The sequence below is a fragment of the Paenibacillus sp. JT22N7 genome (genome assembly GCF_059383875.1).
This window is the reverse complement of sequence record NZ_JBXENY010000001.1, coordinates 378,124-393,155: the sequence shown is the minus strand read 5'-3', so window position 1 is coordinate 393,155 and position 15,032 is coordinate 378,124. Positions and strand designations below refer to the sequence as shown.

Annotated in this window: 10 protein-coding genes; all 10 read right to left on the bottom strand. The window is 51.3% G+C overall.

Annotation, left to right across the window (positions count from 1 at the left end; all coding sequences use genetic code 11):
* A complete protein-coding gene (locus AC50Y5_RS01705; RefSeq protein WP_494858019.1) occupies positions 1 to 2,310 on the bottom strand; it encodes a DUF5682 family protein in 2,310 nt (769 codons plus the stop codon).
* Positions 2,307 to 3,410 carry an ATP-binding protein gene (locus AC50Y5_RS01700; protein WP_494858017.1) on the bottom strand — a complete coding sequence of 368 codons (1,104 nt, stop codon included), beginning with the start codon at positions 3,408 to 3,410 and terminating at the stop codon, positions 2,307 to 2,309. The genes AC50Y5_RS01705 and AC50Y5_RS01700 overlap by 4 nt, the downstream gene beginning before the upstream one ends.
* A 59-nt stretch (positions 3,411 to 3,469) precedes the next feature.
* Entirely contained in the window at positions 3,470 to 5,257 is a 1,788-nt protein-coding gene (locus AC50Y5_RS01695; protein ID WP_494858015.1) for a HEAT repeat domain-containing protein, read from the bottom strand.
* Positions 5,258 to 5,286: 29 nt separating this feature from the next.
* The gene (locus tag AC50Y5_RS01690) at positions 5,287 to 6,726 is read right to left on the bottom strand and encodes an SWIM zinc finger family protein (RefSeq protein ID WP_494858013.1); all 1,440 of its coding nucleotides are present in this window, start codon (positions 6,724 to 6,726) and stop codon (positions 5,287 to 5,289) included.
* A gap of 170 nt (positions 6,727 to 6,896) precedes the next feature.
* Positions 6,897 to 8,102 (bottom strand): MFS transporter, encoded by a 1,206-nt coding sequence (locus AC50Y5_RS01685; protein ID WP_494858011.1) that lies wholly within the window; start codon positions 8,100 to 8,102, stop codon positions 6,897 to 6,899.
* 85 nt (positions 8,103 to 8,187) lie between these two features.
* Positions 8,188 to 8,739: a MarR family winged helix-turn-helix transcriptional regulator gene (locus AC50Y5_RS01680; protein WP_056030086.1), complete on the bottom strand. Its 552-nt coding sequence runs from the start codon at positions 8,737 to 8,739 to the stop codon at positions 8,188 to 8,190.
* A 163-nt stretch (positions 8,740 to 8,902) separates the two neighbouring features.
* Entirely contained in the window at positions 8,903 to 11,470 is a 2,568-nt protein-coding gene (locus AC50Y5_RS01675) for a winged helix-turn-helix domain-containing protein (protein WP_494858009.1), read from the bottom strand.
* A 365-nt stretch (positions 11,471 to 11,835) separates the two neighbouring features.
* Positions 11,836 to 12,546, bottom strand: a complete 711-nt coding sequence (locus AC50Y5_RS01670) for a tautomerase family protein (protein ID WP_494858007.1) — start codon at positions 12,544 to 12,546, stop codon at positions 11,836 to 11,838.
* A gap of 170 nt (positions 12,547 to 12,716) precedes the next feature.
* Positions 12,717 to 13,559 (bottom strand): YitT family protein, encoded by an 843-nt coding sequence (locus AC50Y5_RS01665; RefSeq protein WP_056030091.1) that lies wholly within the window; start codon positions 13,557 to 13,559, stop codon positions 12,717 to 12,719.
* Entirely contained in the window at positions 13,556 to 15,025 is a 1,470-nt protein-coding gene (locus AC50Y5_RS01660) for an NAD-dependent malic enzyme (RefSeq protein ID WP_494858005.1), read from the bottom strand. The genes AC50Y5_RS01665 and AC50Y5_RS01660 overlap by 4 nt, the downstream gene beginning before the upstream one ends.
* Between the last annotated feature and the right edge of the window lie 7 nt (positions 15,026 to 15,032).

Sequence of the window (15,032 nt, the reverse complement as noted above, 5' to 3'; positions counted from 1 at the left end):
TTAAAGATCCTCAAAGTCAAAATCATTCAGATCGTCCAGCATTTTTATCTCTTCCTCCATTAGCTCACCTGTTATAATTTCTGCGGCCTGCTCCCCGCTTACTCCCCACAGCTCGCCCAGCAGCTCGCCGATCATCGTCTTCTCCCTTGAAGAGAAGGAGCTGAACGCTCTCCGTAAAAAGACAAGCGCCCGCTTAAACTCATCGTCCTGCAGCGAATTAATGTAATGGTTCAGCTGTTCCCACAAGCTTGTCCGTGAGAGCAGGCTGTAGCGATTGCGCATCGATAGCCCTTCAAACCAGCCTGCACCAAGATCAGCCGTAATGCCTGGGGAAAGACGCCGGGAAACTTCTGCAGCACACTGCTCCGCCGTAATCGCACCCCGTTCCATCAAAATAGCACAGGCGAAGCCGGATAATTTGGGATTTCGGTCATCCCGCTCCGATAAATGCAGCAGCTCTTGCACCCACTGCTTGTCGTCAATGATTTCACTATGATCCTGCGAAATGCGGTTGAGCTCGTTTATCGCCGTAATCATGCTGCCTGCCGCTTCATCATTGCAGCCCGCACCATCCAGCAAATATAAGGAGCCGCGGTGGAACAGCTGCTCCAGCAGCGGAATAAGCGGCTGTGTATCTACCTTGCGAATATCGCCATAGCCAATAATCATCGATAATCCCCGTGCCGCCGCTGCAATTTGCACGACATCGCGGCTGTCGGCAGCCAGCGTCTGCAGCACTCTGCTGCCCTCCTCCATCTGCGAGGTCATTCCACAGCAGCAGGAAACATGAATGAGCGCCGAAGCTTCTTCAATAGAGCGGCAGGCAAGAAGCTTCTCACGAAGCACATAAGCACACGCTACTTCAATCGTTTCCCCGAGCAGCGTCGCTTCCACAACTTGAATTTCAGCTTCCGGCGACCACTGGATGAGCCAATTTTCCGCCCAGGTTGCTCCTTCCTGACCGCTTGGCTGACTCTTCACAAAAGATATGCCAAGCAATAGCAATCGGTGGCATAAGATGGAACGGTTTAAGTCCAAAAAGGCAGCTTCCACTGAAGCGACCCTGCGGTTTTCTCTGAGATCAAGCGTTAGGGTGCTGGCGACCGTCGTCTTGTACTTCTCCAGCTTTAATCTTTTTAACTGCCGGTTCAAATCGTCTTGAATAGGGGTTTGGCTCACTCCCTCTGCCAAGCGGCCTATCGCCGTTCCCACGTCAACTCTTGCCAGCGCCTCAGCGACAGCAGATAACTCCCCATGCCCGAGCAGCGTTTGAGCAGCATCATGAAGATCGCGCAAAGTAGGCGCACTGCCGTCATGCAGTGCAGCGAGCGACTCTGCCATGCGTACAGCTTCAATCACCTCGGCGGTAGAGCGGTGAGTGCCCCCGCTCCTTACAAGTCTGGCAACCGAGGCGAGATAACGGTGTGGAAGCTGCTCCAGCATTCCGCCCTCCATCGCCTCCCACATCATTTGGAAATAGTGGGGCGCATCATTTCCGGCACCATAACCCGACATCGTCGACAGCTTATAATAAGAGTAAGGCATTAACGTATGCTTGGTGCTGCGGGATGGCAGTCCCGCTGCCTCTTCATCGCTCATCGCCGCTGTCAAATCCGCTAGTGCAGCAGCATGATAGGCGCCGCAGACGACCACGATTCGCTGGGGGTCATGACCTGCCGCAATCGTTTGCTGGATTTGCCGCCGCATATAAGACTCCCGTAATGCATTATAGGCATGCTCAGCCGGGTGCTCGCGCTGCTCCTTCGCCTCGCCAAGCTCGCGCATCTCCGCCGAAAAAGCGAGAATGGCTTCCCGGTATGCGCCGGGATTGGCATTATGCTCAAAGCTGCGCTCCCAATACATATCATAATCGCTCTCACCCGCAAGCTCGGCAATCCGGCTGTAAATGGAGCGTTTCTCCTCCCCTTCAGGTACAGCAGAAGGCTCCTTTCCCTTTGACCGGAGTGCATCCTGCAGCGCTAACGTCACGGAAGAAGGAAGGTCAATAAATGCCGCGGATGCGCCATGCTCCTTGGCCCATTTCATCGCCTGAAACTCCGGCGAATATACAGCGAAGGGCCATAACACCGTACGCACGGGAAGCTCTTCGGTAAAGGCTAATATGGCTGCGGGCAGTTCAGTAGCGGCATGTGTCAAGTGCTTGATCTCGCCAGTCGCATCCGAGGGGCCTTCAATAAGCACCGCCGTCGGCTCACGCTCATTCAGGTACTCAAGCAGCTGCTTCGCCCCGCCAGGAGACAAATGGCGCACTCCGAAAATAAACACCTGATCGTCAGCATTTACATTCACTCGTTCATCTCCTTGCACGCTTGATACAAATTCCGCCACTCCGCTCCCCGCTTCTTCATGACGTTGTCCAAATATTCCTTCCAGACGAGCTTGTCCTTAACATCATCCTTGACAATGGCGCCCTGCAGACCGGCAGCCAAATCGCTATCTGTCAGCTCCCCGCTGCCGAAGCTTGCGGCCAGCGCCATGCTGTTGGTCAGCAGAGAGATCGCTTCCGCAGTCGAGATGACACCTGCTGGCGATTTCAGCTTCTCTTTCTTGTCGAGCGTCATGCCGCTGCGCAGCTCGCGGAATATCGTAACCACCTTGAGCAGCGCCTCGTCTGCTGGAAGGGAAGCCTCCAGCTCATAGGACGCCGCAATTTCGCTGACCCGTTTTTTCACAATTTCAAGCTCTGTTTCTAGATCCGATGGTGCCGGAAGCACAATGATGTTGAACCGGCGCTTGAGCGCGGCAGACATTTCATTCACTCCGCGATCCCGGGTATTGGCTGTCGCTATAATCGAGAATCCTTTGCGGGCGCTCGTCTCTTTTCCAAGCTCGGGCACCGATATCGTCTTCTCGGAAAGGATCGAAATGAGCGCATCCTGCACCTCCGACGCACAGCGGGAAATTTCCTCAAAGCGGGCAATGCCGCCATCCTCCATCGCCCGCATAATCGGACTTTTCACAAGCGCCTCAGGCGTAGGCCCATTAGCCAGCAGCATGGCATAGTTCCAAGAATAACGCACCTGCTCCTCGCTCGTTCCGGCAGTTCCCTGCACGACGAGCCCGGAATTGCCATAGATCGCGGCTGCCAAATTTTCCGACAGCCATGATTTGGCGGTGCCCGGCTCCCCAATTAACAGCAAGGCGCGGTCCGTAACAAGCGTAGCAATCGCCATCTCAATTAAGCGGGTATTGCCGATATATTTAGGCGTAATGATTGTCTTGCCGGCTTTGCCGCCAATGATGAACGTCAGCACCGAGCGAGGCGACATTTGCCAGCCTGCCGGAATTTTCCCTTTGTCCGCCTTGCGCAGCGCCTCCAGCTCGTGACTGTACAAAACCTCTGCCGGCAGCCGCATCATATCCTGAAGCTGTTCTTGATCTGTTGTCATTCGTACATCTCCTTTAAGTTTAAATAGGCTGTTGAACATTCAGCGTTAGGGCAGCCCCCTTATTTTCGCAATAAGCCGATAATTTCTTCCAGTTGTCTCGCACAGTCATATCTATAGCTAGGAAGAATAGCTTCCAAACGGTCAGCATAGCTCTTAGGGAAATGAAACATCAAATGGAACAGATAAACGGAGAAGCTGTACAGGCTTTTGTCCTTTGAATCCTCCAAAATCTCCATCAACAGCTCGAGGCGCCGAGTTTCTTCCACTCCGGCATGCTCCAATCCTTTAAAAACATGCACGCCAATTGTATTTAAACCGCTTTTCTTCTTCTCTTTCCACTCTTGCAGGCTCTGCAGTAGAAATTCTTCTACCCTCTTGTGCCCGGGACGTGCAAAAACAGCGACCAGCTCCAAATGTTTACGATCGATGAGCCAGTCCAGCCAGCGGGCATCCCAAGCTTCAACCAGCGGCGCTGCAGTATTTATCTCCCCATTGTAGTAGTCATAGCTGCCTACCATATACTCCATCGTATCGAGCAGTTGGCGCTCGCGAGCGCTTGATGCTTTGGTGACGACCGATTTCAGCTTGCTCGCAGTAGAACCCACATAATGCATGTATACTTCCTCAGGAGGCAAAAGGCGCTTCGCCATGCGGAATGAATACGGCAAATAACGATGATTTTTGTGATCCAGCTCCTGCAGCAGGCTTAATACTTCCATGGAATTCGTTTGTTCCAAATATTGCGCTGCTTTGTCCAGCAGCGTGATCCAGCTTAAAGCGGTGAAACGGTCCGCTTCACGCACAATCTGATCATAAAGCTCCTCAAGCTGGGGCATGCGCACATATTCGAACGCTCTCAAAAACGGCTGGACTTTCGCCCACGCTTTATCGCTAGCCTTCTCATCCTTATTATTCACTGGAGCCTGATCCAGCTCTGCCCTAAACAGGGGAATAAGCCTTTCCGTCAGCGGCTCAGAGGGCCAGCTGTTGAGCGCTTCTGCCGCAAGCTCGATGTCTTTTCCAGAAAACGCCGCAAATAAACGCTCTGTGCCCTGCGCAGAAGCTCCTGCTGCCAAGGCGGCATAAGCCGCTTCACGAATGGGCTTCTTTTTGTCCAGCGTCCAGCCTATTAAGGCATCGGCATACTCCTCATGAGCGGCAAGACATTCAATGGCAGCGACCCTAATTTCATCTGCCCCATTCTCCGCCGCATCAAAGATGAGCTCCAGCTCCGCTGCACCACCTGCCTTATAAATAACACGCAGCTTGCGCACATCGCTTTTGCCGCCGGAACGGTTAAAGCATTGGATTAAATACGGAACTACCGCTGAGCCATAGGAGGGCAAAATTTTATCCATGGCAAATTCGGCCATTTCGGAATAGGGATCGTCCAGTGCACGTATCGCAAATGGAAATAGGCGCAAATCGTTGAACAGCCCTTCGGCAAAAGCATCGGTCACGATTTCGTAGCGGCCGCTGCCTGTCGTAGAAAGCGCCTTTTGCACCTCGGCCAGCTTGCGATAGGAGTAGCTTGTGGATAATGGAACCCCTCCGCCTGCCAGATCCAAAACCTCGCCATCCACCGCTGTATGGCCTTGCGTGTACAGCACGGAGCCTAGCAGCACGGCCAGCTCTTGCAGCTTCACGGATGCTCCCGTGCCTTCGGCTGATTCAAGCAGCGCTGCAATGCCCTCTCCCAATTTTTTGAAAATGGCTGCGCGTTCGCCTAGCTGCTCGAATTGCGGCAGAAGGCGCTTCAAACGAAAATCTCCCGCAGCCAGGTCGCTCCCGGCAATATAAAGCCTTCTTACCTCTTGATGAAGCTCTTGCAATAACGCTGTACTCATGGGTTGTCCCCCTAAATTGATAATAGAAGCTAGTATAAAAGCCGGGTTATATTTTCACCCTTTATGATAGTCAGCGGCTGGGCAACAAGCCGCCCTTGGTCCATCCGGTGCTCAAACATGACCAGAACGCAGCAGTCCTTCAGTTGAGTGTCATTCAGGTAAGGCAGCAGAGATACGGTGCCTTGCGGCAGCGCTGCAGCATCCTCCAGCACAAGCTGTCCTCCCGCTTCGTCTATTAGCGCAAACTGCCCGCTTTCGGTTGCTCCGACTTTGGCGGCGTGCAGCAGCATAACTGGCGACTTGTCGCCGAGCGGGTTTTTCAGCTGGTTCTTTACACGCTTGACCGCTTCTGCATAAGTACCGTTCGCCTTGGAAGATACGTTCGCCAAATCAGCAGCTGTCACAGCTCTCGGCACCATTTCCTCAAACCGCACCCGGGCATTCATATCTCCTGGATACTTGTACAAGGAAGGCACCTGAGCGACTTCAAAAAAGCTGTCGTCCTCGCGCATATGCTTTGCCGCTTTGCGGGGGCGATATTGCACGGTGCGGTGAATTTCGCCGCTAGCCGCTTCAAGCCAATAGCCGACATCTACAAACTCTTGTCGGGCATCATCGTCATAGCTGTAGAAGGCCAACTGCAGCAGCTCTGCTTGTTCTGTTACAAGGCCAAATTCCTTCAGCTCGGTTAACTGCCAGGCATGGCCCAGCCACTCCTCAATTGTTGACGTATGGTCCAGCGCAAGCTCCGGATCTTCCAGCTTGGAGAGCAGATAAGCTCGTCCTTTCTTGATAAAAGCATGCAGCCTGGTCAGTTGTTCCGCCGCATCGGTATAACTCGCTTCCCGGTCACGTTGATCGGCGAGCAGCAGCGCAAACCGCCGCAGCTCAACCTGCGCGCCCGACAAATAATAGTTGCCCAATTGCTTAACGTGCTCTTGGATAGCTTTAAGCATTTTGCTGTCGATGGTGCCAAGGCCGCTGCGAATGAGCGAAAGAATGAGCTTTTCCAGCACATCAAGCCCCTCTAACTGGGAAGCTATTTTTTTCTTCAGGGCTGTCTTGTTCACCTTCTTCGGTTTTGGCGGCTCATCACTATTTTCCTTTTGTGCTTTATTTTCAACGCGTTTTTCTGCTTTTTCGCGTTTGCTTATAATATCTTCAGGAATTGGCGCCACTTCAAAGGACAACCCATCCGTGTACGCGTATAATAAGCCTAAGCCATGCTTGCAAGGAAATTGGCGGCTAGGGCATGTGCAGCGAAAGGTCGGCTTCTCTGGGATGACAAAGTCAACCGAGCACTCATAGTTGGACTTGCCGCTGCCTGAGCATTGCCCAAACAATAGCTCCCCTGCCTCGGAACGGTTTAATTGCACAAAGCTGTTTTTCTTAACGAGTCCTTGCCCGTTCTTGATAGCCGCAGCATTCGGAGCAAGCGAATCGACATAGGATGCTGAAATTTCAAGCAAAAAAGATTCCTCCCTACTCATTTCCTATAATTTACTTCACATTCTATTATAAGACATTTGCTATTATTTTTGATAGAGCATTAGAATCTGAATAAATCATCTATTTTTAAATATTTTGTTATAAAAATAGGTCTTTCTACACAGAAAATATTGTAATTAATCTATTTTTACTATTGTTCATTATCACGTCGGATTAGGCACGCCGCCAGCAAGCCGATGCCGAGCACAAGCGCCAGTAGGAAGAACGTTATGCGATAACTGCTTATTTTCATGAAAAATAACGAAAGCATCGGCCCAAAGCTGGTTCCCGCGAACAAAATAAACGTATAGATGGATACGGCGATCCCCCGCGATTTCCCGCCTAACTGCCCAATCAGCGACACAAGTGACGGGACAGCGAGTGCTATTCCAGCAACAAATATGACGCTCATTACGATTAATAAGGGCAGGCTGCGCGCAAGCCCCAAGGATGCCAGTCCCGCAACCGCGAGCATGAGCCCGACTCGCAGCACCAAACGGACGCCAAGCCGTTTCGCAAGCGCTCCTGCGAAAGGGGAAACGAGCATGCCGACTACTCCTATGGCACGTACGTAAAGCAGCTCCTGTTTGCCTAGTCCAAAAGCCGGTCCGCTTAAATAGCTGCCCAGCACCGTATACATGCTCACGAAGGACATAAGCAGCACGAAAGCGACGATGTAGCTTAGCACCAAATAAGGCTGCTTCCACACGGTTCCCATTTCCCGCAGCGGTGCCCAAACGCTCGCATGCGCTTGCTGCGCATTCCCCTTCGGCAGCAGCGACTGTACGAGCAGTGCTGTCACGGTATAGACAACAGCAAGCAGCACAAAGACGGCATTCCAGCCATAATGCTCGCTTATTAGACTGCTCATGACTTGACCAGCGATTCCCGCGACCAGAAATCCGGTGCTAATAAAACCAATCGTCGTTACCCGTCTCTCTATCGGAAACATTTCCACAGCATATGCAAGTGCCACAGGCGAGAAGGTTGCAGCCGCAGCCCCCTGCAAGCCTCTAAGCACAAGGAGCCATGGAAATTGGTCAACTAAACCAATCGCCAATGATAGCACCGTTAGAGCGGCCAGCCCGATAACAATAATCTTTTTGCGGCCATACTTTTCGGATATTGCCCCATACAGCAGACAGCCTATCGCAAAGCCGAGCGAAAAAATGCTGCCTGCGGCGGCAGCTTGGGTCAGCGTTACGCTGAAATGCTCCGCGAATAGAGACAGCAGCGGCAAGGTAACATAGAGACTAGACATAACTGCCATACCGGACCAGCACAAAATCAAGGTCATAACGGAATAGTTGGCAGATCGAGCGGGTAGAGTGACAGATGAAGCATCTTTTTGTAACATACAGCACCTCTTTCAAAAAAATGATTGGATCCTTTATAAGGGTTCGCTAATTTAATTAGATTATCTAACTATTATCACAAAAAAATTATCTTCCCACCCCCAGTCTCTTTTCGATGCTTGCATTCAGCTTTACCATTACCTTGTCAAAAACCTGCTGTTCTTCCGGCTCAAGCCCGATTGGCAAAGATGAACAGGTCGACCAAAACACCGGCAATATTCGGCTCACTAAGTCGCGGCCCTCCGATGTAATGCTCACATGAATCATGCGGCGATCAATAGCGCTTTGTTCGCGGGCAATCCAGCTGCGCTTCTCCAGCCAATCCAGCAGAGCCGTTACCGAGGCTCTGCGAATGCCAAGCCGCTCAGCAAGCGCGGATGGCGTCACAAGCTCCCGGCCTTCATGCAGCGTTAGCAGCAGCAGCAGATCGAATTTGCTTTCGGTAATGCCAAATTCGGCTAAGTCGTTATCCATGACGTCCAAAATATGATCGCCTAGCCACAGCATAAGCAGTCCGATTGAAGCCGATTTCCGGTCCGTGTCCTGTGCAGCCGTAGCCTGCATGAGCTCCAGGTAGGGACTTGCTCCGAGCTTTGGCAGCTGCTCAGCCGTAAGCTCCTTATTATTTTTTCTAGCCATTGCGTACCTCCGCCTTTGCGGCTGCCTTGGTATCTCGTTTTTGCAAGGCAACGATTATAGTTAGATAATCTAATTAAATTTAATTTACGCTATTTTTTGCAAAAAGGCAAGGGCGTCTATGAAAAAATAAGCCTTGCCCCGCGGCAAGACTTTCAAATCCAATTTATGACAGAAAAATATTAGATTCCCTAGCAACCTGCAGCGCCTGGACGCGATTGCTCACACCAAGCTTTCTATATATGCTCTTAATATGCCACTTTATCGTCTCGCTCGCATTGCCGAGCTTGGCGGCGATTTCCTTATTTGCCAAGCCATCAGCAATGAGCCGCAGCACCCGCATTTCCTGTTCCGTTAAAATCATTTTCACCTGCTGCTTCTCTCCTGCTTCCACATTCAAAGCAAGAAGCAATGCCCTAACATAATCCAGCGTCACAACGGGCACCCGCTGCTCTTTAACGCTCTTATATGCATGTCTATTCCGTGTATAAGCGATTAGCAATAAGGCCATCCGTTCGCCTTCATCAATGAAGCTGCGAATGTAGCCTTCCGGCTCGGCAAGCCGCAGCGCTCCCTCCAGCTGTGCAAGCGCAGCATCCATCCGGCCCATTTGCTCAAAAATTAAGCTTTGCAAAATCATGCTTTTTATGCGGTCGCGAAGCCGGTCCTCCGTGCTTAATAGCTGAAGCAGCCGCCCTAGCAAATGCAGCGCATCGTCCGGCCTGCCGCAGGCAGCAAGCACTCTGGCCAATATGAGATGCTCAGGCACACGGCCTAGCGATACTTCGTCCGTATGCCGCATGCCGCAATGATGGAGCCAATTTTGCGCCTCTTGGATGAAGCCTTGCCGCAAAGCAAGCCGAGCTTGCTCCGCTTCAATTCGCAAATGGAACAATACCGCATCGGGAGAATCGATATGCGACTTTAGCTGCATGAGCAGCTCCGCGGCCCGCTCGCTATTTCCCTTAGCCTGCTCAATTTGTGAAGCGCTAACCGCTAATTGAATCATAATTCGGGCAAAAGGCTTAATATCGCCGCGTCCAAGTGCTTGATTCGCATAAAACGAAGCGTCATCCAGCCGATTCCATTCATAAAGCAATTTGCTGTACGACACGTTGAGGAAGCCGATAAACGGGTATTGTTTTTTATCCTCCCATGCTTTAATCCATCTCAGTAAAAATGCACCAGCCGCATGAAGATCGTTTATAAATGCCAAGTGGTCGTCAAAAGCATCATAGCCTTGATAGCGATTGCGTCCCATCGTTTGAAAAAAACTGCCCTCTGGCATGTATTGCTCCATTTGCTCCAAATATTCCGACGTCAACTTGAGGTCTTTATGTAAATAGGAAACGATGGAGCAAAAGAAATAAATGTTGCCCATTGCCCGCTTCCAATCCGCTTCATCTAATTGCTCTTTCAATAAAGCAAAGCGAATTCGGGCTTGCTCTATTTTGCGGAAAGCGGCTTTCCATTCCCCCACCCCGAGCAGAACCGAAATATAAAACATTTCAACCATCGGCTTATCTGCAAAGGTGCTTTCCGGCAAGACGGACAGCCATCTATTTAATACAACGCTTTTCGTTTGCATGAAAGCAATGAGATTTTTCTCTATTAAACGTACGGCATCGCTATACTGCTGGCCCTGCAGAAAATGCTCAACTGCCCCCTGCTCAAACCCCTGGCTCTCCAGCCATTGTGCGGCACGAATGTGCGCTTGCAGCTTTTTATCCGGCTTTTCCCTCAGCAGCAGCTGCTGCAAAAAATCCGAAAGCAAATGATGATACCGATACCAGCCACGCTGCTCGTCAAGCGGGATAATAAATAAATTCAATCGTTCGATTTTCTCCAATTGCGCCTGGCTGTTGGCACAGCCCGTTACCGCCTCGCATATAGAAGCGTTCAACCTTTGTAAAATTGACGTTTCCAGTAGAAAATCGCGCAATTGAATCGGCAGCTGACTAAATACTTCCTCCAGCAAATAGTCCGAAATATGATGATGATGCCCATTAAACTGCTCAATCGATTCCGGAATATTGCCGCTCTGCTTTAAGGAAATGGCAGCCAGCTGCAAGCCGCTGATCCAGCCCTCCGTCTGAAGGCACAGCAGCGCCACCTGTTCTTTCGTTAAATGCAGCTCTGTCAAATCGCGAAAAAAAACAAAGCCTTCCTCCAGCTCAAACCGTAAATCGGGCATCTTGATTTGATGAAATTCCCCTTTTGCCCGCAGCTTTGCTGTAGGAATGGGAAGTTCATTGCGGCTGGCGATATATATATGAATATGGGCAGGCAAGTGCTCCAGCAAATAAATGAAAGAATGCTGAATAGACGGCAGTTCAATAAATTGAAAATCGTCAAGAATGATGGAAAGCTCGCTATCCAAGCCGGCAAGCTCATTCAGCAGCATGCTCATCGCAGGCTCTGCGGATACCGATGGCCCTTTCTCTATCAAGGCTCGAAGGGAAGGAGCAAACCCGGCAACACGGGCTTGAATGGACGCTGTCACATAGCTCCAAAAGGCAATCCAATCATTGTCATGCACATCTAGTGAAACCCATGCCACAGGCGAGCTGCATAATCTCGCCCACCCGCTCAAGGCTGTCGTTTTCCCATAGCCGGCTTGTGCGGAAACGACGGTCAGCTTCGCTTTCATTCCCTCTTCCAGCTTGCTCATCAGCTTCGGCCGAAATACTAAAGGGCTGCGAATAGGAGGAATATGAAGTTTAATGCTTGCCATTACTTGCGGACACCTCCGAAAATGCCTATGTATCAATACCCATTATTTCAGGCCACCCCCTAGTATAGCAGAAAACAGGGCAATAAAAATACGGCACGTACTGTTTGACCAGTACCCGCCGTATTAGATAGGTTAGCTTATGAATTAACGATTATTGAGGTGTCCCACAGATGGGCAGCGTCTCTAAGTGGAGGCGTTGCCGCGATCTGCAGTATAGGCTGGCACCATTGGAGCTGAGCAGCTCGGCTGATGCCTTGAGAGGCAAAATGCGTCGTATTGTGTCACCGAAAAAAACAATGCTGTATTCTTGTTTATCATAATAGGAAGCAAGCGATTAGAAAATCCCCCGTTTGGGGGGGGGAGGATCAACTCGTTTCTTGAAACAGCTGCTTCGCTGCTTGGATAGCAGCTGCGGCACGCGGCCAGCCCGCGTAAAAAGCAAGATGGGTTAATGCCTCTACGACCTGCTCCTCCGTCAAGCCATGCTGCCTCCCTAGACGAATATGGAAGGGCAGTTGCTCCGTCGATCCGGCGGCCACTAATGCAGATATCGTAAGCAGGCTGCGTTCCCGAAGCGACAGCTGCTCTCTTTTCCAAACCTCTCCGAAGAGCAGCTCCTCCGAATATTGGACAAAAGCGGGCGCTATATCTCCGAACGTTTGCCGGACATTTGAAGCGATCGCTTCTGGAGGGTTAATCATTTGGGCGATCCCGCTGCCGAACGTCCAATCTTCCAGTTCCGTCCCGACGAGCATGATGAATACATCTTCCTCGCGAATGGCCAGTTCGCTCGCCAAACGCTGCGCTACCCTTTTATAAAAATGCTGCTTTTGCACCGTGCTTCTTCCAGATTTCAAAGTAATTTGGATAAAAAGCAACTCTTCGGTCCGCCTAATATTTAGATAATGGGGACTATAATAAAATTCGCTTGCCCGATGCCCATGGAATACTTGAAAAAAATCGTCCTCCGGCACATGGAAATGCTCCATAAGAGCACACATAATAACCTGACTAATGGCTGACAGCTGTGGCTCATCATATTTATTTTCCAAATAACTGACTCTGACGAATGGCATGCTGGCTTCCTCCTTCAATTGGATGCCCTCATTGTACGCCTTCCTCACTTATTTGTATAATTGAATAAAATCATATTCTTATTCAATTATACCGAATAAGATGGTTGGCTATTTATACAAGGAGCTGTTCAGCAGCAATTTGAAGGAAATAAGGCCTAGGCCTACAGCGCTCACTCTTTTTCCCGCAGCGAGTTGAACCCCTCTCCGAACACTTCGACGACGTCGTGAACGGTAACAAAGGCGTAGCGGTCCGTATCGTGGACCAGCTTTTTGAGCCGGCCTACTTCGGAGCGGCTGACGACGCAGTAAATAATTTTTTTCTCGGCATCGCTGTAACCGCCTTTCCCGTGGAAAAACGTCGTGCCTCGCTGCATTTCCGTGTGGATGCGGGCTGATATTTGATCGGCATGGCTCGTAATGATGATCGCCGCTTTGCCTCTTCCCGAGCCTTCCATGACGTAGTCAAGCACCCGCGTGCCCACGAAAACGGCCACAATCGTATACATCGCCCGTTCCCGATCCAAATAAATAAGCGACAGCACAATAGTGGCGCAGTCGAACATAAAAACGCTTCTTCCGACAGGCCATCCCCAATACTTTTTGAGCACCTGCGCCAAAATGTCCGTTCCGCCGCTCGTCCCGCCATACCGGAAAACAAGGCCCAACCCGACGCCGACCGTCACGCCGGCATATAAGGAAGCCAGCAGCAGATCGCTCATAACAAAATGAAAGTCCCGAAAGATGTATACAAAAAACGAGAACATCAACGTTGCAAAAACGGTATAAGCCAAAGAACGCCCTCCGAGCGCCTTCCAGCCAACAAAAAAAAGCGGGAGGTTAAGCAAAAAATTGGTTACCCCTGCATCCCAGCCAAACATATATTTCAGCAATAAGCTGGCTCCGGTAATACCACCCTCGGCCAGCCCGTTAGCTGCATTGAAATAGTTGATGCCAAAGCCCATAATCGCCGAGCCGACGAGGATGGCAGCACCATTTTTCAAATGCTCGTTCATGCAAATTCTTCCTGGAGCCGCGCTTCGGCCGCCTCGTTCGTGGTCTCTTGGCTGAGGCTCCGGCGCGCTACGCCCGACTGGTAGGCTGCGGCAATGACGGCTTCCCGCACTTTTTCCACAACATGTTGGTTAAATACGCTTGGAATAATGTAGGACTCATTCAGCTCCTCTTCCGTAACGACGGAAGCGATCGCGCTTGCCGCGGCCAGCTTCATCTCCTCCGTAATTCGCGAGGCGCGGCAGTCGAGGACGCCGCGGAACAAGCCCGGGAAGCAAAGCACGTTGTTGATCTGATTCGGGTAATCCGACCTTCCGGTCGCCATCACGCGGACGTACGGCTCCGCTTCTTCCGGCGGAATTTCCGGCGTCGGATTCGCCATGGCGAAAACGATCGGATCGCTAGCCATATTTTGTACATCGTCCACACGGAGCACCTTAGGCCCGGACAGTCCGATGAATATATCGGCGCCGCGGATTACCTCGCTCAAAGCGCCGCTTCGGCCTTCGGGATTCGTATGCTCGGCAAACCATTGCCATGCAGGATTGTCATAGTTTTGCCCCCGCACGATAGCACCTTGCCGATCCACGCCGATAAGGTTGGTTACCCCGGCGGCCAGCAGCATTTTGGTGCAGGCGATGCCCGCCGCTCCGATGCCGCATACGACTACCTTGCAGCGGCCTAGCTCTTTTTTCACCACTTTGACGGCGTTCAGCAATCCTGCTAGCAGGACGACCGCCGTCCCATGCTGGTCATCATGGAAAACGGGGATATCCAGTTCCTCGATCAACCGGTTCTCGATTTCAAAACAGCGCGGCGACGAAATATCCTCCAGATTGATGCCGCCGAACGTCGGCGCGAGCGCTTTGACAATTTGAATAATTTCTTCGGTGCTCTGCGTATTCAGGCAAATGGGAAACGCGTCCACACCGGCCAATTGCTTAAACAGCATCGCTTTGCCTTCCATAACCGGCATCGCCGCCTCCGGCCCGATATTGCCGAGTCCGAGCACCGCAGAGCCGTCGGAAACGACCGCAACCGTGTTGCGCTTGATTGTCAGCGAATGCGCTTTTCTCGGGTCCTCGTGGATTGCCATGCAAACTCGCGCCACGCCCGGCGTATAAACGCGCGACAAATCCTCGCGGTTTTTGATCGGCATTTTCGGCACCATTTCGATTTTCCCGCCGAGATGGATCAGAAAGGTTTGGTCGGAAACATGCAAAACTTTGATGCCTGCCATTTTTTTGACAGCGCTTACAATAGAGTCGGAATGCTTATGATCGCTCACGTGAACCGTAATATCCCGAATCGTCGTCGCTTTGCCGGATTTCGCGACATCGATCGCGATAACATCCCCGCCGGCATCGCCGATCGCTGTCGCGATCTGCCCAAACGTCACCACATCCTTGGCGATTTCCAGCCTAATAATAATACTTGTGCCTCCACTTACACTCGCCTTTACCGTCATTTCCGAT